21 protein-coding genes and 1 riboswitch are annotated in these 22,184 nt (G+C 36.8%); of the genes, 8 read left to right on the plus strand and 13 right to left on the minus strand.

All coding sequences use genetic code 11. From position 1 onward, the window contains the following. Nucleotides 1-31: 31 nt before the first annotated feature. The 4 genes from AC1DKZ_RS28805 to AC1DKZ_RS28820 all read left to right on the plus strand — a co-directional run bounded on the left by AC1DKZ_RS28805 (nucleotide 32) and on the right by AC1DKZ_RS28820 (nucleotide 2,502). A complete protein-coding gene (locus AC1DKZ_RS28805) occupies nucleotides 32-514 on the plus strand; it encodes a MarR family winged helix-turn-helix transcriptional regulator (protein WP_000942491.1) in 483 nt (160 codons plus the stop codon). A gap of 76 nt (nucleotides 515-590) precedes the next feature. Further along, nucleotides 591-1,772, plus strand: coding sequence for an ArsA family ATPase (locus AC1DKZ_RS28810; protein WP_476997584.1), 1,182 nt, complete (start codon nucleotides 591-593; stop codon nucleotides 1,770-1,772). Further along, on the plus strand, nucleotides 1,765-1,956 hold the full coding sequence (locus tag AC1DKZ_RS28815) for a DUF3926 domain-containing protein (protein WP_002091335.1): 192 nt from the start codon (nucleotides 1,765-1,767) through the stop codon (nucleotides 1,954-1,956). Before AC1DKZ_RS28810 ends, AC1DKZ_RS28815 begins: the two co-directional genes overlap by 8 nt. Nucleotides 1,957-2,019: 63 nt before the next feature. Beyond that, complete coding sequence (locus AC1DKZ_RS28820; protein ID WP_476997585.1) at nucleotides 2,020-2,502, plus strand: HXXEE domain-containing protein; 483 nt, start codon at nucleotides 2,020-2,022, stop codon at nucleotides 2,500-2,502. Between the two features lie 167 nt (nucleotides 2,503-2,669). Here AC1DKZ_RS28820 and AC1DKZ_RS28825 read toward each other — a convergent pair whose 3' ends face one another. Genes AC1DKZ_RS28825 through AC1DKZ_RS28835 form a run of 3 tightly spaced genes read right to left on the minus strand, consistent with a single transcriptional unit; the run spans nucleotide 2,670 to nucleotide 5,220 of the window. Beyond that, nucleotides 2,670-3,524 carry a MetQ/NlpA family ABC transporter substrate-binding protein gene (locus tag AC1DKZ_RS28825; protein ID WP_219300544.1) on the minus strand — a complete coding sequence of 285 codons (855 nt, stop codon included), beginning with the start codon at nucleotides 3,522-3,524 and terminating at the stop codon, nucleotides 2,670-2,672. Nucleotides 3,525-3,545: 21 nt separating this feature from the next. Further along, entirely contained in the window at nucleotides 3,546-4,211 is a 666-nt protein-coding gene (locus AC1DKZ_RS28830) for a methionine ABC transporter permease (RefSeq protein WP_002091343.1), read from the minus strand. Then, nucleotides 4,201-5,220, minus strand: coding sequence for a methionine ABC transporter ATP-binding protein (locus AC1DKZ_RS28835; RefSeq protein ID WP_002029486.1), 1,020 nt, complete (start codon nucleotides 5,218-5,220; stop codon nucleotides 4,201-4,203). Before AC1DKZ_RS28835 ends, AC1DKZ_RS28830 begins: the two co-directional genes overlap by 11 nt. Before the next feature lie 126 nt (nucleotides 5,221-5,346). Next, a riboswitch (SAM riboswitch) is annotated at nucleotides 5,347-5,451 on the minus strand. 242 nt (nucleotides 5,452-5,693) lie between these two features. On the opposite strand from AC1DKZ_RS28835, the gene AC1DKZ_RS28840 reads away from it, so the two are divergent. Continuing rightward, entirely contained in the window at nucleotides 5,694-6,239 is a 546-nt protein-coding gene (locus AC1DKZ_RS28840) for a cysteine hydrolase family protein (RefSeq protein WP_002091344.1), read from the plus strand. A 313-nt stretch (nucleotides 6,240-6,552) separates the two neighbouring features. On the opposite strand, the gene pruA is transcribed toward AC1DKZ_RS28840, so the two are convergent. The 6 genes from pruA to pcrB form a co-directional block, all read right to left on the minus strand. Continuing rightward, nucleotides 6,553-8,100 carry an L-glutamate gamma-semialdehyde dehydrogenase gene (pruA, locus tag AC1DKZ_RS28845; protein WP_476997586.1) on the minus strand — a complete coding sequence of 516 codons (1,548 nt, stop codon included), beginning with the start codon at nucleotides 8,098-8,100 and terminating at the stop codon, nucleotides 6,553-6,555. 153 nt (nucleotides 8,101-8,253) lie between these two features. Next, entirely contained in the window at nucleotides 8,254-9,024 is a 771-nt protein-coding gene (locus tag AC1DKZ_RS28850; protein WP_002029466.1) for a TSUP family transporter, read from the minus strand. Between the two features lie 94 nt (nucleotides 9,025-9,118). Beyond that, nucleotides 9,119-10,315, minus strand: a complete 1,197-nt coding sequence (locus tag AC1DKZ_RS28855; RefSeq protein ID WP_476997587.1) for a CamS family sex pheromone protein — start codon at nucleotides 10,313-10,315, stop codon at nucleotides 9,119-9,121. Nucleotides 10,316-10,331: 16 nt separating this feature from the next. Then, complete coding sequence (ligA, locus tag AC1DKZ_RS28860) at nucleotides 10,332-12,341, minus strand: NAD-dependent DNA ligase LigA (protein ID WP_476997588.1); 2,010 nt, start codon at nucleotides 12,339-12,341, stop codon at nucleotides 10,332-10,334. A 15-nt stretch (nucleotides 12,342-12,356) separates the two neighbouring features. Further along, on the minus strand, nucleotides 12,357-14,588 hold the full coding sequence (gene pcrA / locus AC1DKZ_RS28865; protein ID WP_219300552.1) for a DNA helicase PcrA: 2,232 nt from the start codon (nucleotides 14,586-14,588) through the stop codon (nucleotides 12,357-12,359). Nucleotides 14,589-14,600: 12 nt separating this feature from the next. Beyond that, nucleotides 14,601-15,290, minus strand: coding sequence for a heptaprenylglyceryl phosphate synthase (gene pcrB, locus AC1DKZ_RS28870; protein WP_113735433.1), 690 nt, complete (start codon nucleotides 15,288-15,290; stop codon nucleotides 14,601-14,603). Between the two features lie 325 nt (nucleotides 15,291-15,615). On the opposite strand from pcrB, the gene AC1DKZ_RS28875 reads away from it, so the two are divergent. From AC1DKZ_RS28875 to AC1DKZ_RS28885, 3 genes are all read left to right on the plus strand, one after another. Beyond that, nucleotides 15,616-15,999, plus strand: coding sequence for a YgaP family membrane protein (locus AC1DKZ_RS28875; RefSeq protein ID WP_219300554.1), 384 nt, complete (start codon nucleotides 15,616-15,618; stop codon nucleotides 15,997-15,999). Between the two features lie 221 nt (nucleotides 16,000-16,220). Beyond that, a complete protein-coding gene (locus AC1DKZ_RS28880; RefSeq protein WP_219300556.1) occupies nucleotides 16,221-17,066 on the plus strand; it encodes an SPFH domain-containing protein in 846 nt (281 codons plus the stop codon). A 15-nt stretch (nucleotides 17,067-17,081) separates the two neighbouring features. Further along, nucleotides 17,082-17,246, plus strand: coding sequence for a type II toxin-antitoxin system antitoxin (locus tag AC1DKZ_RS28885; RefSeq protein WP_001085171.1), 165 nt, complete (start codon nucleotides 17,082-17,084; stop codon nucleotides 17,244-17,246). Between the two features lie 36 nt (nucleotides 17,247-17,282). On the opposite strand, the gene purD is transcribed toward AC1DKZ_RS28885, so the two are convergent. From purD to purM, 4 genes are all read right to left on the minus strand, one after another. Continuing rightward, nucleotides 17,283-18,554 (minus strand): phosphoribosylamine--glycine ligase, encoded by a 1,272-nt coding sequence (purD, locus tag AC1DKZ_RS28890; RefSeq protein ID WP_242310906.1) that lies wholly within the window; start codon nucleotides 18,552-18,554, stop codon nucleotides 17,283-17,285. A gap of 378 nt (nucleotides 18,555-18,932) precedes the next feature. After that, nucleotides 18,933-20,468 carry a bifunctional phosphoribosylaminoimidazolecarboxamide formyltransferase/IMP cyclohydrolase gene (gene purH, locus AC1DKZ_RS28895; RefSeq protein WP_476997589.1) on the minus strand — a complete coding sequence of 512 codons (1,536 nt, stop codon included), beginning with the start codon at nucleotides 20,466-20,468 and terminating at the stop codon, nucleotides 18,933-18,935. A gap of 24 nt (nucleotides 20,469-20,492) precedes the next feature. Continuing rightward, nucleotides 20,493-21,080, minus strand: coding sequence for a phosphoribosylglycinamide formyltransferase (gene purN, locus AC1DKZ_RS28900; protein WP_002124872.1), 588 nt, complete (start codon nucleotides 21,078-21,080; stop codon nucleotides 20,493-20,495). Beyond that, entirely contained in the window at nucleotides 21,077-22,117 is a 1,041-nt protein-coding gene (gene purM / locus AC1DKZ_RS28905) for a phosphoribosylformylglycinamidine cyclo-ligase (RefSeq protein WP_476997590.1), read from the minus strand. The genes purN and purM overlap by 4 nt, the downstream gene beginning before the upstream one ends. Between the last annotated feature and the right edge of the window lie 67 nt (nucleotides 22,118-22,184).

The following is a 22,184-nucleotide window of genomic DNA, read 5'->3' on the forward strand; positions in this document are numbered from 1 at the left end:
CGAACCTCGAAATATACGGGAGTGGAAATAATTGTTGCAATATGAACATTTTTTAGACTTACTGCTAGATAACGCCAAGAAACTTTTCTATCCTGAAGAATGGGTAAGCCTTGATTTAACACTTTCCAAGACAGAAGTATTTTGTTTACTTTGGATGGAGCGAAATACGGATATTACAATGACAAAAATTGCTGATCTTCTTGATATACCGATGAGTACAACAACGGGCGTTGTAAATCGCCTTGTAAAAAAGGGATATATTGAACGCTACCGGAATGAAAGCGATCGACGTATTGTATTAATTCGTTTAACAGAAAACGGCGTAATGCTCGTTCAAGAAGTAAAACAAAATGCGGCCCATTACTTTAGCCTAGTGACAGACGCATTGTCAGAAGAAGAAAAAGCATTCTTACTACAAATATTCCAAAAGATCATGAATCACATTGCTACGTCACAGCAAAAAACAGAAGAAAAGGTTTCTACACCTAAAATGAAAAACATTCCGATTGAATAAGACCCTAGTTGGGTTTTTATTCAATTAAATATTTCGACACTCGTAATATTCGACATTCGAAACAAAGGGGATATTAATGATGAGAATTATTCTGTATACAGGTAAAGGCGGCGTAGGAAAAACTAGCATTTCAGCAGCAACAGCAATCCAAAGTGCAAAACAAGGATTAAAAACCTTAGTAATGAGCACAGATCCTGCTCATAGTTTAGGGGATTCATTTGGCATAAAACTATCTTCTGAGCCACTAGAAATTCGTGAAAACTTGTGGGCACAAGAAATTAACACTATTTATGAAATGGAAAAAGGCTGGGGGAAATTGCAGAAATATATTACACTACTCTTCACTTCCAAAGCAGCCGATGATATTACAACAGAAGAATTAACAATGTTTCCTGGTATGGAAGATTTAATTAGCTTACTTCGAGTACTCGATTATTATAAACACAACACTTACGACGTCATCATTATTGATTGCGCACCGACTGGAGAAACTTTAGCAATGCTTAGCTTTCCAGACATGCTCGGCTGGTGGATGGAAAAACTCTTTCCTATTAAAAGGAAGATTTTAAAAGTTGTTCGTCCTGTAGCTCAACCACTTCTTGGTGTCCCCCTTCCAACCGATGATATTATGGATGAATTAACAAATACACTTGAACAGCTTGGAGAAATGAGAGCTATTTTATCAAACCGAGAAGTAACGAGTATTCGCGTTGTTGTAAATCCTGAAAAAATGGTCATTAAAGAAGCTCAGCGCAGCTTTACGTATTTAAACTTATACGATTATAACGTAGATGCCATTATGATTAACCGCGTCATCCCTAACACTGTTACCGACCCTTACTTTCAGGCATGGAAAGATACACAAAAGAAATATAAGGCGTTAATTAAAGATAGTTTTCAGCCACTTCCTATTTACGAAGCTCCCATGTTTGAACAAGAAGTTGTTGGTTTACCTATGTTAGAGCGTGTAGGAAATACTTTATTCAAATCAGACCCTTCTCCTACTGAAGTGAAATTTAATGGCCGCACACAATATGTAAAAAAAGATGGCGATGAGTATATTTTCGTTCTGTCCATTCCCTTCTCAAACAAAAGTGAACTTTCATTAAATCAAAAAGGTGATGAACTTATTATTCGAGCCGGCTCTATGAAGCGAAATATCACCTTACCAAAAACATTAACACACCTTTCTATTCAAGGAGCTAAGTTTGAAGATGATGTACTAAACATTCGGTTTGGAGGTGTAGTACATGCATGATGAATTACTAAGAAAGGTAATTCGTACAAAAATAAAAATCGGTATGCGTATATTAGAAGAGCTACCGAATCCGATTCAGCAATCAGCTAAGCACGCACTAAATATTTTGCAAGAGGAGCTCTCCTCTTATGCTGAAGAACAACCGCAACCTGAGAGTAATTTAAAAAGCATCATAATTGAATAACTATACCCTTGTAGAAAGCCTTTTCTTATAGGCTTTCTATCCCTTTATTGGAGCTGATATAAGTTGATAAACACATCTTCAACAAGACATTTCACCACTAATATAATCTGGCTAATCCCCCTTCTATTCTTTTTTCATAACCTTGAAGAAGCTTTCCAAATGCCACAATATATCGCTAATCGATTTTCGATCCATTTTATAACTAACAAACAATTTTTCATTGCAATTTCCATATTAACAACCTTCGTCTTACTCATAGTCATTCTATATCAATTAAGCATCATATCTTCTATTTACTTGATCATTTTTATACAGGGCTGTATCTTCTTTAACACCGTTCAACATATTATCTTGTATTTCATTTATCGTTCTTATAATCCAGGAGTAATCTCAGCATCTATCATTATCCTATTTTCTCTTTTCTTATTTTCATCAAAGAAACTATTAATCCCTAAAAAGAAATTAGCAAGTACACTCATTTTTAGTTTAATCTCTTACCCAATCATAATTTGGATTTCCTTATTATTAGCCAGCTGCTTTAATTAAAAAAAGACCAGGAAAACTCCTGGTCCATCACTCTACTTAACAAACATTGGATTCTATGTTATACAAAATTGGAAGGTACAGAATTAGGGTTTTGTTTGTTAAGTAGATTATATGTTGAACGAGCTAACAGCGGAGGGGTTCCTACTGCTAGTCCGTTAAACTCAATATTATTTTGCGATTTTTGCAAGCTCATCAAGTGAAAGATCTACTGAAATTGAACCATCATTCGTTTCTTTCTTAATTGCATCTGTTACTTCTTTTGAATGATACAATTCAATTACTTTTTTCAGCGTTGGATCATCTTTGTCTTTCGTACGAGCTGCGAAAATATTAATATAGGCCTTTGCATTTTCATTCTTTGGATCTTCTAAGAAAATAGGATCCTTCGCTGGATCTAATCCAGCTTGACCAGCAACACCGTTATTAATAACTGAAGCTGCTACATCTTTTAATACACGAGGTGTTTGCTGTGCGATAACCGGTGTGATTTTTAACTTCTTCGGATTTTCAGCGATACCGCTTGGATCCCCAAATAGACCAAAATCTTTCTTAAGCTTTAATAATCCAGCTGCATCAAGAAGTTTTAATGCACGTGCTTGGTTCGTTGGATCATTCGGAATAGCAATTTCCGAACCATCTGGGATTTCATTTGCTTTCTTATATTTTTCAGAGTATAAGCCCATCGGTGCAATTTGCGTTGTACCAACAGCTGTAATATCTAACTTATGCTCCTTTTTAAATTGCTCTAAGAAAGCGATGTGCTGGAATGAGTTTAGTTCAATATCTCCATCAGCTAACGCTTTGTTGGGTGTTGTGTAATCAGAGAACTCAACCAGTTTAATTTTAATCCCTTCTTTTTCAGCTTTTTTCTTTAAAATTTCCCAAACGTCTCCATCTGTTCCAGTTACACCGACGCGAACTACTTTCTCTTTCGCTCCTGCACCTGTGTCTCCACCTGAGCAGCCGCTTAACGCTGTAATTCCTACGATCGCTGATAATGCAAATGCTAAAATTTTCTTCATTTTCTTTTCCCCTCTTCCTTTTTATGATCTGCGTAAAAAAACTTTCGCAAAGTAGTTCCCTAAATTTTGAGCTACCTGTACAAGAATAATAAGTAAAACGACCGTTACAAACATAACTGACGTATCAAAGCGTTGATAACCATATGTCATTGCTAAGTCACCAAGACCGCCACCACCGACAAGCCCAGCAACTGCAGAAAATTCAATTAAACCAACCGTCATAAACGTGACACCTAAGATCAATGGTGCTAAAGCTTCTGGTACGAGGATTTCAAAAACAATTCTAAGTGGTGAAGCGCCCATTGCTTGTGCTGCTTCAATTACCCCTTTCGGAACGGAAACAAGATTTGTTTCAACCATTCTAGCAATACCAATTGATGCAACTAACGTCATTGGGAAGATTGCTGCAGCCGTTCCAATCGTCGTTCCAATAACACTTCTTGTTAGTGGGCTTAAAGCTACTAAAAAGATAATGAATGGAACCGGACGAATTGTATTAATTATGATATTAAGAATAGAAAAGACCCATTTATTTTCTAAAAAATTTCCTTTTCTCGTTACATACAATAGTAAACCTAGAGGTATACCAAGAATTGTAGCGAATATAAGGGTTACAATTACCATTAAAAGGGTATCCCCCGTCGCATCTAATATGCGAGGCCAAAATATACTCCAATCAACTCGCATGAGCTTCTACCTCCTTCAGCTGCACTTGCAGTCTTAGATGTTGTAATGCTTTTTGAATTTCTTTCTGTTCACCTTGTAGCTCTACAAGAAGATTTCCAAATAGCACATTTTGGAGTTCAATAATATTTCCATAAAGAACATTTACATCGACGTTATAGTTTTTCGCAATATATGATAGTACAGGCTGCCCTGTCTCTTCCCCAGTAAAAGTCAGGCGATAAATCTGACCTCCGTTTTGAATTTTCGCTAGAACACTTTCTGGTAAGTGATCATTAATAACAGAGCGTACAAAATTTTGAGTGGTCTTTGTTTTTGGTTGTGTGAAAACGTCAAACAGTTTTCCTTCTTCAATTACTTTTCCTTTTTCCATAACGGCTACACGGTGACAAATCTCTTTCACAACGTGCATTTCATGTGTAATAAGTAGAATCGTTAAATTGTACTCTCTATTTACCTTCTTTAATAAATTTAAGATTTCTGTCGTTGTTTCCGGATCTAAAGCTGATGTTGCCTCATCACATATGAGAATATCCGGTGATGTCGCAAGTGCTCTTGCAATCCCAACACGCTGCTTTTGCCCACCTGATAACTGTTCTGGATAATAGTTCGCTTTATCTTCTAAACCAACAAATTTTAGTAGTTCATTCACTCTTTCTTTTATCTCATTCTTCGGCAATTTCGCTAACCTTAATGGATAAGCAATGTTCCCAAACACCGTTCTTGAATTAAATAGATTAAAACTTTGGAAAATCATCCCAATTCTTTGTCTTAGTTTCCGTAATTCTTTCGCCGATAATGATGTAATATCTTTATCATCTATTGAAATTGTTCCTGCAGTTGGTCTTTCTAACATATTTACTAAACGTAATAACGTACTCTTTCCAGCACCACTAAATCCGATAATGCCAAAAATTTCGCCCTTTTCAACTGACAGCGTTACATCCTCAACCGCATGAACAGATTGCCCACCTGATTCATATACTTTACTTACATTGTTAAAAGAAATCATTTTCTTCCCTCCTATATGCTGTAAAAACTTGAAGTAGAGCTTTCGAGGTAAAATAAAAAGTGCTCTCCTTCTTATCAGTAATAAAAGATAAGAAGGAGAGCACTTTTATATGTACTCATTCACATCTTCTCATCTTCCAAGCCTTTATAGGCTTGCTGGAGTTAGCACGGTATTAAAAAATCCGTTGCTGAGGTATCGTAGGGCCAGTCCCTCCACCTCTCTGGATAAGAGTGTATCGATTTAATTGTCGTTTAATTAAGTCTTATTATAGAACTCAGAATAATGAGAGTCAATACAATTTTTAGAAAAAACATTAATTATTTCTCTATTTAAATTTTTAAATAAGAAGTAACAATACAATAGTGATTTTTAAAGTTATGTAAAATCCTTCTCACTCATACTTTTAAAAAGGAGAATCTTCTCTACTCATTGAATAACATTATTTGAATATGAAATCGGAGGAAGATAGATATATGAAAACAGCTCTTTTGCTCGTCGACATTCAAAATGATTATTTTCCAAGCGGAATGATGGAATTACGTAATCCAGTAGAAGCAAGTGAATATGCTAGTCAGCTACTACAACATTTTAGAATAAGAAACGAACCTATTTTTCATATCCAACATGTAGCTATAAAAGATAGCGCTACCTTTTTCCTACCCAATACAGAAGGTGTCCATATTCACGAAAATGTCCGTCCACTTAGAGAGGAAACCGTTATCCTTAAACATTATCCAAATAGCTTCCGAGAAACTGATCTTCTAGAACAATTACAACGTTCAGGAATTGAGCACGTCGTAATATGCGGGATGATGACCCATATGTGTATTGATGCTACAGTAAGAGCTGCTTTTGATTTTGGCCTTCACTGTACCGTAATACACGATGCTTGTGCTACAAAAGATCTTTCATTTAAGAATGCTACTATACCAGCTGTTTATATTCATAATACAATTTTGGCGAGTTTAAATGGAGTATACGCAAATATAATGAGTACAGAAGAGTTTTTAGCGACCTAAAAAAAAACACTCCTTTCAGTTAGCAAAGCCGAAAGGAGTGTTCTCTTGTCTAACCATAGATTTTCTTTCAAATTGTATTATACAGGAAATCCTCAAAATGAATACTAAAAAATATGACTAATAAGTCAATTTTTCTCGTTGTTTTGTTTCTATTTACATGTTTATCCCGATATTAATAGGGTTTAGCTAGTTCTAACCACCAAATAGTAATATATGGTAATACCTTTCGATTCAAATTAACTAACTCCTATTATAGAGAGTTTCTCAAAAAGAAGAGATCTTCACAGACTGTGAAGATCTCTTCTACTATTTCTTATAAAGTTTCAGAAGTAGTTTTTGCTTGCATGTGAAGTGCTAAGTAGTCAGGACCACCAGCTTTAGAGTCTGTACCAGACATGTTAAAGCCACCGAATGGTTGGTAACCTACGATTGCACCAGTACATCCACGGTTGAAGTATAAGTTACCAACGTGGAAGTCTTCACGTGCTTTTTCAATATGGTCACGGTTGTTAGTAACAACTGCTCCTGTTAAACCGTATTCTGTATTGTTTGCAATTGCAAGTGCATGATCAAAGTCTTTTGCTTTACAGAATGCTACTACTGGTCCGAAGATTTCTTCTTTCATTAAGCGAGCATCTTCTGCAACGTCAGCAACGATTGTTGGTTGGATGAACCAGCCTTTAGAATCGTCTCCTTCGCCACCTGATACGATTTTACCTTCTTCTTTACCAATTGCAACATAGCTCATTACTTTATCGAATGCAGCTTGGTCATTAACAGGTCCCATGTTAATATCTTTTGCATCTGGGTTACCTACTGTTAATTCTTTTGTTAATTCAACAGCACGATTTAATACATGATCGTATACATCTTCATGGATTACTGCACGAGAACATGCAGAACATTTTTGTCCTGAGAATCCGAATGCTGATGCAACTATAGATTTAGCTGCTAATTCAAGATCTGCCTCTTTATCAACAACGATTGTATCTTTACCGCCCATTTCAGCGATAACACGTTTTAACCAAATTTGTCCCGGGTTTACTTTTGCTGCACGTTCGTAAATACGAATACCTACATCGCGAGATCCAGTAAAGCTAACGAAACGTGTACGAGGGTGATCTACTAAGTAGTCACCAACTTCAGAGCCATTACCTGGAACGAAGTTTACTACGCCAGCTGGTAAACCAGCTTCTTCTAATACTTCCATAAATTTCGCTGCTACTACAGGAGTTGTACTAGCTGGTTTTAGTAATACTGTGTTACCAGAAACTACAGCAGCTGTTGTCATACCTGCCATAATTGCGAATGGGAAGTTCCAAGGAGAAATAATAACACCTACTCCTAATGGAATGTAAGAGAAACGATTATATTCAATTGGACGGCTTTCTACTGGAATACCGTCTTTTAATTTCAACATTTGACGAGCATAATATTCCATAAAGTCGATTGCTTCTGCTGTATCAGCATCTGCCTCATTCCATGGTTTACCTGCTTCTTTTACAAGAATAGCAGAGAACTCATGTTTTCTACGACGAACGATTGCTGCAGCACGGAATAAAATATCTGCACGCATTTCTGGTTTTGACTTTCTCCAAGTTTGGAATGTTGCATCCGCTACTTGCATTGCTTTTTCAGCTAATTCACGGTTTGCTTTTGAAACACGACCAACAAGTTCCTCTTTATTTGCAGGGTTTACAGAAACAATTTTGTCTTCTGTAGTGATTTTTTCTCCCCCGATAATTAATGGATAGTCTTGTCCAAGATAAGATTCTACTTTCTTTAAACCCTCTTCAAACGCTAATTTGTTAGCCTCTACTGAAAAATCTGTAAATGGCTCATGTTTGTATGCTACTACCATCTTTTTAGCCTCCCCTTAGAAAAACGTTTACATTTTACAACATTATTCTACACGATAATTTAGATTTATTCAAATATTCCTAGACTTATATTTTAAAAATTAATAAATTTTTAAAATATAATAAAAAAAAGAGATTCATACATACGTATGAATCTACAAAATATGAGTATATTCCAAAACATTTTTCCCGATTAATAAAATAGTAACTAATAAAAATAAAGTCCTTACATATCCAACACCTTTTTGAACCGCAAACTTCGATCCAAAATAAGCACCTAAAATCATTGATAAGCCCATAATTATACCGTATTCAAAATGAATCACATCTAAAAATAAAAAAGTAATTAAAGATACGATATTACTAACGAAGTTCAAAAGTTTTCCAGATGCTGCCGCTTGAATAAAATCCAAACCAATTAATAAAAATGCAAAAATTAAAAAGGATCCTGTCCCTGGTCCAAAAAATCCATCATAAAATCCTATCATTAAAATAACAAAGAAAAACATTAATGTTTTTCCTTTTGTCATCTTTTTATAGGTAGATGCACTTCCCCAATCTTTTTTCGCAATAATATAAATGGCAATAAAAACCAACATTACGAGCACTAGTGGACGCAAAATATCAGGCGGAATAAACTTTACTACTAAAGCCCCTGCGACTGCTCCAATAATAGTTAACGGGATTAACTTTCCTACAATCCGAAAATTCACCTTACCTGATCGAATAAAATAAATTGTGCTCGTAAGCGTCCCCATCGTTGCAGCTAATTTATTCGTTGCGATTGCCGAAGCTGGTGATAAACCAACAAACATAAGTGCAGGAAGCGAAATTAACCCTCCCCCTCCAACAACCGAATCAATAAAAGCAGCTAAAAATCCGAATGCAATTAATAAAATAATGACTTGAAAGCTTAGTTCTTCCATGAATTTGCCCCTTACCCCTTTATTTGTAACATTTAAAATTATAACAAAATTTTTCAAGAAAAAGAGCTGTTCCTTTATGGAACAGCTCTCATCTTTAATCTAAAATTTTCACAAACGGTTCATCTTGCTTCGCTTCACGTATAATAATTGCTTCTGGGCGTTCTACAGATTTAATTGTTACTTGTACTTTCATATAATTCGGGAAGTATTCCATAACAAGTCCAGCTACATATTGTGTAAAACCAATCACTTCAGCTTTCCCATTGAATTGGACAGGAATATCGAGCTTCATTTCTCTTAATTCATCATCTCTATACATTCCAGTACCGATAACAGCTGTATAATCTCCTTGGAAATACTCACTTAATTTTGCTTTAAAGTTTGACACCCTCGCAAGATCTTCACGTTTATTATCCGATTTCGCTTGTTCAGACGGGAATAAATAGTATTTCTCATTGATCGGCTTCCAATCCTCAACCGTTTCACTGCCTTTTTCTACCTTAGCATAAGAAACAAAATTCCCTGGTACAAGCGAAGACTTTGGACCTTGACGATAAATCGCAAATGTAACCGGAATATTTTTTATTTCAGGCTTTTTTTGCTGCATTACTTTCAAGATTTCTTGGGCCATCCTTTTCCCTTCAGCTAACATTTTTACATCTGGAATTGCAGCCTCACGCGGATAACCATGCTCTTCCTCATAATATTGAACAGAATTCATCGCTAATCCAACTACAATGCCACCACGTTCAACATCGTTCTCACCTTTTCTTACATAATAATCATGCTCTAAAATATTTGAGATATACATTGGACTTTTTTTATTCTTTACTTCTAGCGATTCTGATCCTTCACTTAAGGCTGGATTCAACCCTACATTCGGAAATTTAACCGCATCTTTTTTCAACTTATCCTCTAGCTCTTTTTGTTCAGCATCTGTACGCTTTCTTTTCACAAGCATTTGAATCGTTTGTGTGTCTAAAACGTCTCCACCTTTAAAGAAATAATCTTTCGTGCTAAATGATTCTTTCGCAATGCGCATTAGTCCCGTTTCAAATTCATCTATATCTAGACGATTATTCAAACTTTGTCCAACTAAACCACGTGCATGACCTGGATCAAATGGAACCGTTGTCTTATAATATTCATCCGAAATCGAGTATTTCGGGATAACAGCTTGCCCTTTCGCTTTCCCCGATTTCTCAACTGCTTTTTCATCTTTATTGGAACCCATACTACACCCACTTACAAGTAGGCTAAGACTTAATACCGCTAACGCTATTTTTTTCATCGTAAGTTTGCACCTCTTACTTATTCAGCTCTTGTAAGAACCTCTCTTCATTCCAAACTTCAACATTGTGCTTCTCTGCTTGCGCTAATTTCGAACCAGCAGCTTCACCAGCAACAACTAAATCCGTACTTTTACTAACACTTCCTGTTACTTTTCCACCTAATGCCTCAATATTCTTCTTTGCTTCACTGCGTCCCATAACTTCTAATTTCCCTGTTAAGACGACAGTTTTTCCTGCAAAGTACGATTCAACATTTTGTAAATCAGCAATTTTCATACCTTTGTATGCCATGTTCATGCCATACTCTTTAAATTGTTGTAATAGCTCTAATACGTCTTCATTATCGAAATACGTTACAACGGATTGAGCCATTTTTTCACCAATCTCGTTAATTGTTTTTAGTTCTTCTTCCGTCGCTTTCACAAGCTCATCCATCGTTTCGAAATGCTCAGCAAATGTACGTGCGGCTTTCGCACCGACGTGGCGAATACCAAGACCGAATAATAATCGCTCTAATGAGTTTTCCTTAGAATTCTCAATTGCTTGGACTAAATTTGTTGCTGATTTTTCACCGAAACGTTCTAGTTCTAATAATTGCTCTTTCGTCAATGAATATAAATCAGCAAACGTACGAATATAATCCGCATCAAAGAGTTGTGTAATTACACGTTCTCCAAGTCCATCAATATTCATTGCATTTCTTGAAACGAAATGGATTAATCCTTCACGAATTTGAGCTGGACAAGTCGGATTTATACATCGAAGTGCTACTTCTTCTTCTAAACGAACAAGTTCACTCTCACATGCTGGACAATGCGTTGGCATATGATATTCTTCTTCCTCACCAGTACGCTTATCAAAAATAACGTTCACAACTTCAGGAATAATATCTCCAGCCTTTTTCACAACAACGTAGTCACCAATTCGAATATCCTTTTCACGAATTAAATCTTCGTTATGTAAAGAAGCACGACGGACAATAGTTCCGGCTACTCGCACTGGCTCCAGCTCTGCAGTTGGTGTTACAACTCCTGTACGACCGACACTTAATTCAATCCCTGTTAATCTCGTCACAACTTCTTCAGCTGGGAATTTATAAGCTATTGCCCATCTTGGACTCTTTGCTGTAGTTCCTAAGCTTTCTTGAATAGCAACATCGTCTACTTTTATAACAATTCCGTCAATCTCATAATCAAGATGCGGGCGTTTTTCTTGCCACTCTTCTACATAGGCTATTACGTCTTCAATTGTTTCACATGTACGACGATTTGGATTCGTCTTAAATCCAAGCTCACCTAAGAAATCCAGTGATTCACTGTGGGATGGAATTGTTTTTTCTTCTACATTAGCAAGACCATACACAAACATAGATAAGTTACGCTTCGCTGCAATTTTCGGATCAAGTTGGCGTATCGATCCTGCTGCCGCGTTACGTGGATTCGCAAATACATCTTCACCATTTTGCTCTTTTTCCTCATTTAATTTAACGAATGAACGCTTCGGCATATAAGCCTCGCCTCGTGCTTCTAACGTTACTTCTTCATTTAAACGCAGCGGGATAGCTTTAATCGTTTTTAAGTTTTGGGTAATATCTTCACCCGTTATACCATCACCACGTGTTGCTCCTTGAATGAAGCGTCCTTTTTCATAATGAAGTGAAACAGCAAGTCCGTCAATTTTTAATTCGCATATATATCTTACATTCGCATCATCAATTCCCTGATGTACTCTTCGATCAAAATCACGCAAATCTCCTTCATTAAACGCGTTTCCTAAACTTAACATTGGTGATTTATGCGTTACCTTTTCAAATATATCAAGAACAGTCCCCCCAACGCGAATGGAGGGAGAGTCTTCACTCATAAACTCTGGGTTCTCTGCTTCTAATTTTATAAGCTCCTGCATATCACGGTCATATTCCGCATCAGAAACAGAAGGATTGTCTAATACGTGATATTGATAGTTAAATGTATTTAACAAATCACGCAGTTCTTCTATACGTTTTTTGGCTATCTCTTTTGACATATCCTCAGTCCTTTCCTATTGTTTCGTCACAGGTGCAAATTTTGCTAATAAACGTTTAATACCAATTGGGCTTGGGAACGCAATATCTAATTCTTTTGAATCTCCTTCACCCTTTACACTTACAACTGTACCGACTCCCCACTTCTGGTGAGCAGCTTTATCGCCTATTCCCCAGCCAATTTGCTCGCCACCTGTCGTCTTAACAGCCGGACGCGCGAAAGCTGAACGAGAACGTGTTGTAGTTGCGCTTGTCGTTCTTCCTTTTGCACCAAACGAAGTTTCACGCTTCGGTGCTGTTTCGTTTAATGGTTCTACTAATTCTGTCGGAATTTCTGTAATAAATCGAGATGCTGCATTCATACTTGTTCTACCAAATAAAGTACGCATTTGAGCATTGGATAAGTATAGCTCTTCTTCTGCACGAGTAATACCTACATAGGCAAGACGACGCTCTTCTTGCATTTCATCCTCTTCCATAAGAGAACGAGTATGCGGGAATATCCCTTCCTCTAAGCCAACAATAAAGACAACTGGGAACTCTAATCCTTTTGCTGAGTGCATCGTCATTAAAATAACTTCTTCACCAGCAGTTGGATCTTCATCTACACGATCAATATCCGCAACAAGAGCTAAGTCTGTTAAGAATGCAACAAGGCTCTTATCTTCGCTTTGGGATTCAAATGTTTGTGTAACAGATAAAAACTCGTCTAAGTTTTCTAAACGACCTTCTGCTTCTAAAGAACGCTCATTTTTCAACATATCGCGATAGCCTGTCTTCTCAATAACTTCTTCTACTAATTCTGTAACAGATAAATACTCTTGCATATTTACCCAGTTGTGTAATAAACTTGCGAATTCTTTTACTGCTTTTGTTATTTTTGCACTTACACCAACATGCTCAATCTCATCAAATACAGCAGTTAATGAGATTCCGTTTTGCACACCATAATTAATAATTTTATCGATAGAAGTCGCACCAATCCCACGCTTTGGCATGTTTATAATACGTGCAAAACTAATCTCATCATCTGGATTCCCAATTAAACGTAAGTACGCCAAAATGTCTTTAATCTCTTTACGGTCGTAGAACTTAGTACCTCCGACGATTTTGTAAGGGATATTAGATTTCAGGAAAATCTCCTCAATCATACGAGACTGGGCATTTGTACGATATAACACTGCAAAATCAGTATATTTTCGGTTCCCCATTTGAATATCATCACGAATTTTTTTCGCAACAAAATACGCTTCGTCCTTTTCGGTTGCAGCACGATAATACGAGATTTTGCTTCCAATTTGATTGTCTGTCCATAATTTCTTCGGTTTACGGTTTGAATTTTTTTCAATTACAGCATTAGCTGCATTTAAAATATTTTGTGATGAACGATAATTTTGTTCTAACAAGATAACTTGCGCATTCTCATAGTCTTTTTCGAATGACAAAATGTTAGAAATGTCAGCCCCGCGCCAGCGGTAAATAGACTGATCCGAATCACCAACAACACAAAGGTTTTTAAAACGTGATGCCAAATGTTTAACAAGAAGGTACTGAGCTTTGTTCGTATCTTGATACTCATCAACGTGAATATATTGGAATTTACGCTGATAAAACTCTAGTACTTCTGGAACACGTTCAAATAGCTGAATCGTCGTCATAATTAAATCATCAAAGTCTAATGAGTTATTTTTCAAAAGACGTTTTTGATATTCTGTATATACATCGCTCGTTAATTTTTCATATGGATCAGCGGTTGTAATTTTTTTTGCATATTTATCTGCAGATAACAGTTCATTTTTCGCATTGCTAATACCCGCTAAAATAGAGCGCGGCTCAAACTTCTTCGGGTCAATATTGCGCTCCTTCATAATTTTTTTTACTACAGTTAACTGATCACCTGAATCTAAGATTGTAAAGTTACGATTAATACCAATGCGGTCAATATCACGTCGTAAAATACGTACGCACATAGAGTGGAACGTAGAAATCCAAATATCTTCTGCTTCTGGTCCAACAAGTTTATCAATACGCTCACGCATTTCACGAGCAGCTTTATTTGTAAAGGTAATTGCTAGTACATTCCATGGCGCCACACCTTTTTCACCAAGTAAATATGCAATACGGTGTGTTAACACACGTGTTTTCCCACTACCTGCGCCTGCCATTAATAGAAGTGCTCCATTTGTTGTTTGTACTGCTTTTTGTTGCTGCGGATTTAAACCATTTAATAACTTATCTGTCGTACTCATATGTGCCTGCACCTACTCTCCTTTTACTGCTTTAACTGTTTTTAATGCCGATTTTATATCATCATAAATAATATTTCCAACAACTACTGTATCAGCATACTGTGCCATTTCTTTCGCTTGTTCTGCATTAGAAATACCACCGCCATAATATAGCTTAGCTTGTTTCAATTCTGCTTTTACATTTTTAACAAGCTCAATATCTCCATACGTCCCGCTATATTCTAAATAGAATATAGGTAAATGTAATAACTTGTCTGCTAAACGTGCATATGCAATAACATCATCTTCTGTTAAATCACATTTTGCATCTGTAAGCTGGGCTACTTTCGCTTCAGGGTTTAAAACACAATACCCTTCCATGAAAATTTCGTCCCAGTCCATAATATCCCCAAATTCTTTCAATGCCTCATGATGAACACCTGTTACCCATTCTACTTTTCGGCTATTTAAAACGCTTGGGATATAATAAAAATCAAATCCTGGTGTAATTGCCTCCACATCAGAAACCTCTAACACACAAGGAACTGCATATCTACGAATGCTAACTAGCATGTGTAATACGTTATCAATTGTCACTCCATCACTTCCGCCTACAATAACAGCATCCGTTCCAGATTCACAAATCATTTCTAAATGTTCGTCACTTAACTCCTTATTTGGATCAAGCTTAAATACATGTTTCCATTTGGAAATATCGTACATGAAAACACCCTTTCTTTTCTCTAGTTATATAATTTCTGTTCAAAATAACAGTTAATTTTTATCAAGATTTTTTACATTCCTTACTATATCTTTACCGGACTGGCGTATGCAACGATGAAATGCGACAGCTATCTTTACCGGACTTTTTGAACTTCCTTTTACGCATTCTTTCATTATAACAAAAAAAGCTACCTACACACACGCCCAATCCAACATCTTTTTCAACGTCAAATGTTGGATTACATATCAAAAAACTTATACGGAATACTAACAAATGAAATAGTATTTTCTATTTCGAAGTTAATTAAAAAGGAGTGTTTTTCTAATGAAGCAAAACATCGGCACAATTAGTGCTCTAATTCGAATTACACTCGGACTCATCCTCTTCGGTTGTAGTACAGCTAAACTCGTACGTAAACCTTGGTGCACTTGGTCTAAAGTTTTGCTATGGGTTGGTGCCATGAAAATTGCGGAGGGAATCGTTCGTTTCTGCCCTATTGTTGAAGCCTGTAAGTTTGGAAAATATATGAATATGAGCGCATTTAAAATGCCTAGCATGAATTTCACTGAAAAAGGACATAATAAAGAAGAAGTTAATTCAGCTTCCAGTCATGACAAGCCAAAGTCAAAGTCAGATGGAAGTTATGACACTTCTGACAAAGAGATTGAGTCAGCGATTGAAGAATTAATCCTGGCAAAACCGCTTTGAATCATTTGTCACGATGCAAGATGCTCTCAAAGGGACTTAGCTGCTGCAGTGGGCAGCTAAGTCTTCTTTATTTTACCACGAAACAGAACGTACATTCTCGTTTTTCACCCTTAAAACGTACATAAAAGATATCAAACAATAAAATTCAGAAAATTAGGTGTAACCCTCTTGCATGTAATGATATAAAAGTGATATCATTTTTATATCAAGGAGGCGATCATATGAAAGAAAAACAAGTATTTTATGTTAATGGATTTCTCGGCGTTATTGGAATTTTAGTTTTAGCCGCTATCGGTGTATTTTGCCTTGTACAAGAAATGTTTGTAATAGCTATTTTAGCTCTCATATTAGCATCTGTTTTAGCTACAGGTATCGGTATCGTTCAACCGAATCAAGCGAAAGTTATTACGTTCTTCGGTAGTTATTTAGGAACAATTCGTCAAAATGGTTTATTTTTAACAATTCCATTCGCGTTTCGTCAAACTGTATCTTTACGTGTTGAAAACTTTAACAGTAAGAAATTAAAAGTAAACGATGTTGAGGGAAATCCAATTGAAATTGCAGCCGTTATCGTATATAAAGTTGTTGATTCCGCAAAAGCAATTTTCGGTGTTGAGCATTATGATCGATTCGTAGAAATTCAAAGTGAAACAGCAATCCGCCACGTTGCTACAAAATATCCTTATGATAATTTCCAAGATGAAACTTGCATCACGTTACGAGGAAATACTGAAGAAATCTCTGAAGAATTAAAGCGTGAGTTAGAAGCACGACTTGAAATCGCTGGCGTAGAAGTATTAGAAACTCGTTTAACACATTTAGCTTACGCAACAGAAATTGCCCATGCAATGCTTCAACGTCAACAAGCGAAAGCGGTATTAGCTGCTCGAAAAGAGATTGTTGAAGGTGCTGTGAAAATGGCTAAAGATTCAATCCTCATGCTAGATGAAGAAGGCGTACTTGATTTAGATGACGAGCGTAAAGCAAATATGGTAAACAACTTATTAGTTGCCATTGTTTCAGATAAAGGTGCACAACCAGTTATTAATACAGGAAGCCTATATTAAAGGTTGTAAATGATTATGGCCAAAAAGAAAAGCTTTCCATTACGTATTGATCCTGAATTACACGCAGTCATCGAAAAATGGGCGAATGATGAGTTTCGTAGCGTCAATGCACACATCGAGTATTTACTTCGAGAAATGGCAAAGCAAAAAGGGAAATTGAAAAAAGATAAAGATGCATAAAAATCCCGCTGAGAAATCAGCGGGATTTTTTATACATTAGCTTCTCGTCATCTCATGACCAATTGCACGATATCCTATATCACTTCGGTAAAATAAACCATCACTCTCAATTTTACCGATTTCTTTATAGACCTTATCTTTCGCTTCTTGTAAACTATTCGCCTTACAAGCAACAAATAATACACGGCCACCGTTTGTTACAAAGTCACCATGTTTCATCGCTGTACCCGCATGGAAAACAATCACATCTTGCAGTGCATCTAATCCGTTAATAATTTCACCTTTTTTATATGCTTCTGGATATCCTTTCGAAGCAAGTACGACACCAATAACTGCTTCCTTTGACCATTGTAACGTTAATTCACTTTCATCTAATACAGCGTTACATACATCAACTAAATCATTTTCTAAGCGTGGTAATACAACTTCCGTTTCAGGATCACCAAAGCGTGCATTGAACTCAATTACCTTTGGACCATCATTCGTTAAAATAAGCCCCGCATATAAAATTCCTGTAAACGAACGATTTTCTTGGATCATCGCTTTAGCAGTTGGATGTAATACTGTTTGAATCGCTTCTTGAACCGCTGACTCCGGAATTTGTGGTACTGGAGAATATGCGCCCATTCCGCCTGTATTAGGACCTTTATCGCCGTCAAAAGCTCGTTTATGATCTTGAGCAATTACCATCGGATGTACAGTTGTTCCATTTACAAATGCCATTAATGAAAATTCTTGTCCATCTAAAAACTCTTCAATAACGACCTTCTTGCTTGCTGCGCCGAATTTCACATCTTGTAGCATTTCTTTCACAGCTTGCAATGCATCTTCAAGCGTCATTGCTACCGTTACACCTTTACCAGCAGCTAACCCATCTGCCTTAATTACAATCGGCGCACCAACTTTTTGAATGTACTTTACTGCCTCTTCATAGTCTGTAAAAGTTTCATATGCCGCAGTTGGGATATCATACTTTTTCATCAATTCTTTTGTAAAAGCTTTACTACCTTCAATAACAGCAGCCGCTTTATTAGGACCAAATACACGAAGTCCCTCTTCCTTAAAACGATCCACGATTCCGTTCATAAGTGGAATCTCTGGTCCAACGAAAGTTAATTCAACATTCTTCTCTTTTGCAAATAAGACTAATGCATCAAAATCATTTTCATCAATATCAACTGGTGTTGCAACATCTCGCATACCTTCATTACCTGGCGCTACATATACTTTTTCTACCTTTTCAGATTGCGCAAACTTCCAAGCTAAAGCATGCTCACGTCCACCACGGCCAATTACTAAAACATTCATATTTCATCCCCCAATAATTAAATAAGTACAAACTAGAAGCTATGCTCCTAGTTTGTTTTCATATCAATAAAAGTTTAAAAAGGAGGATCAAGAGAACCGAGCAGGTCGAGGCGCATTTGCCAGGAGGACACAGAGTGTAGCTTTCCTACATGAATACCGCACTGGCATTGCAACGACGACATGCGACAGTTATCTTGACCGGACTTTTTAAACATCCCTAACAATAACAGTTTAAAAGGGAGGATCAAGAGAACCGAGTAGGTCGAGGCGCATTTGCCAGGAGGACACGGAGTGTAGCTTTCCTACATGAGTACCGCACTGGCATTGCAACGACGACATGCGACAGTTATCTTGACCGGACTTTTTAAACATCCTCTATTAATGTTTGAAATGACGTACGCCAGTGAACACCATCGTAATCCCATACGCATCTGCCATTTTAATAGAATCTTCATCACGAATCGATCCGCCTGGTTGGATGATTGCTGTAATTCCAGCTTTTGCTGCTTCTTCTACTGTATCTGGCATTGGGAAGAAAGCATCAGATGCAAGTGCGCTACCTTGTGCTTTTTCGCCAGCTTGTGTAATTGCGATTTTTGCAGAACCTACACGGTTCATCTGTCCCGCGCCTACACCAACTGTCATGTTATCATTCGCTAAAACAATTGCATTTGATTTCACATGTTTTACAACTTTCCAAGCTAGTTTTAAATCTTTCCATTCTTGTTCTGATGGTTCACGTTTCGTTGGAATTGAAATTGCGTCCTCATCTAATGATAACGTATCTTCTTCTTGAACAAGAAGACCACCTTGTACAGAAGTTAGTTTTTTACTTGCACTTGTCGCTTTTTCAATATTTACAGTTAGTAAGCGTAAGTTTTTCTTACTTTGCAACACTTCTAAAGCTTCTTGCGAGAACGAAGGAGCGATAACAATTTCTAAGAAAATTTCGTGTAACTTTTCTGCTGTAGCTTTATCAATTTCACGATTTGCTGCAATAATACCGCCGAAGATTGATACTGGATCCGCTTCATAAGCACGTCTGTATGCTTCGTGAATATCAGTTCCTACTCCAACACCACATGGATTCATATGTTTTACCGCTACTACTGCTGGTTCTGTAAATTCTTTCACGATGCTAAGTGCTGCATCCGCATCGTTGATATTGTTATAAGATAATTCTTTACCGTGTAATTGTTCTGCGTATGCAACAGAAGAAGTTGCTGCGAATGGCGCTTTATAGAATGTCGCTTTTTGATGTGGATTTTCGCCATAGCGTAAATCTTGTTTTTTCTCAAATGTCACCGTTACTGTTTCAGGGCTTTCTTCGCCCATTTGCTTTGTTAAGTAGTTAGAAATTAACGCATCATATGCCGCTGTATGACGGAATACTTTCGCTGCTAATTTACGTTTCGTTTCCTCTATTACTTCACCGTTCTCTTTCAGTTCTGCTAATACAACATCATAATCTACTGGATCTACAATTACCGATACAAATTTATGATTTTTCGCAGCAGAGCGAATCATTGTTGGGCCACCGATATCAATATTTTCAATTGCATCAGCAAATGTTACATCAGGCTTAGCGATTGTTTCTTTAAATGGGTATAAGTTAACAACAACAAAGTCAATTGGTTGAATACCTAATTCATTCATTTGCGCTACATGCATTTCATTATCACGAACTGCTAATAGACCACCATGAATATTTGGATGTAATGTTTTTACACGACCATCCATAATTTCTGGGAAACCAGTTACTTCAGAAATACCAATTACTTGCAAGCCGTTTTCTTCTAATAATTTTTTCGTACCACCTGTTGAAATAACTTCAATCCCTTGTTCAAGTAAACCTTTAACAAATTCTACTACTCCTGTTTTATCTGAAACACTTACTAATGCACGCTTTTTCATTTATCCTTCACCCCTGGTTGTATGTTAGTTAACAGTTGGTTTTTTCACAGACTGAACAATTTGATTCACTGTATTTACGTATAATTTATGTTCAACTTGTTGAATTTTCTTTTGTAAGCTTTCTCTCGTATCCCCTTCAGAAACAACTACTGCTTCTTGCGCAATAATTGGACCTGTATCCATACCTGCATCTACATAGTGAATCGTTACTCCGGTTACTTTCACACCCGCTTCTAACGCTTGACCAACAGCATCTTTCCCTGGAAAACTCGGTAGTAGTGATGGATGAATATTAATAATTTTCCCGCCGTACGCTTCTAGTAAAGTCGTTCCAATTAAACGCATATATCCAGCTAAAATAACATAATCAATTTCATACTCTTCTAGCTTTTTTAATATCTCTTTTTCAAATGCTTCTTTTGACTCATATGCTTTCGCTGAAAAGGAAAAACACGGAATATGGTGATAATGTGCCCGTCCAATAGCGCGTGCCTCTGGTTTATCACATACTAATAAACTAATATCTGCATCCAATATTTTGTCTTCTACCGCATTAATGAGAGATTGAAAGTTAGAGCCGCTCCCAGAAGCAAAAACTGCTAATCTACTCATACTTCTGTTCCCTCAATAAAGGTAACACCAGACCCTTGTACAGTGTGTCCAATAATACGAGCTTTCTCGCCTTGTTCCTCAAGAAGACGAACAATATCTCTTGCCTCTTCTTCCTTTACTGCTACTACCATACCAATACCCATGTTAAAAATATTGAACATTTCTTTCTCTTCTAGTTTTCCAACCTCTTGAAGTAAACTAAAAATCGGTTGAACTTGCCAAGATCCTAATTCAATTTCCGCACCGATTCCTTCTGGCAACATACGTGGAATATTTTCAATGAATCCACCACCTGTAATATGTGCCATACCGTATACTTCATGTTTCTTCAATAGTTCTAAAATAGGTTTGACATAAATTTTCGTTGGTTTTAATAATTCTTCACCAAGAGGTAGTTCTAAGCGTCCGTAAATACGATTTAAAGATAGTTCTCCATCTTCTAGTAGCACTTTTCTTACTAAAGAATAACCGTTACTATGAATACCGCTAGATGCTAAGCCAATTAATACGTGACCAGCTTCAATTTTTTCACCTGTTACAATTTTCTTTTTATCAACAATTCCAACTGTAAAACCAGCTAAATCGTATTCTTCCGTAGAATACATTCCTGGCATTTCAGCTGTTTCTCCACCAATTAATGCACAACCAGCTTGGCGACAGCCCTCTGATATACCTTTGACGATGTTTTCAATTTTACTAGGTTCAGCTTTACCACAAGMAATATAATCAAGGAAGAAAAGCGGCTCTGCTCCTTGGACAACAATATCATTTACACACATCGCTACTGCATCAATACCAATTGTGTCATGTTTATCTCCCATAAAAGCGAGCATCAATTTCGTTCCCACGCCATCTGTTCCAGATACTAATACAGGTTCTTCTAATGCAAATTTCGATAGATCAAACATACCTCCAAAACCGCCTAAACCGCCTAGCACTTCTTTTCTCATTGTTGTTTGTACGTGTTTTTTCATGCGAGATACCGCTTCATATCCAGCTTCAATATCTACTCCTGCTTGCTTATATGCATTCGCCATCGTTTTTTACACCTCGTCTTTTAATTTCTCCCCATCCAGGGCGGCCGTTTTAAGAAAGAAGCTAGCT

It is taken from the genome of Bacillus sp. 05T21 (assembly GCF_056396785.1).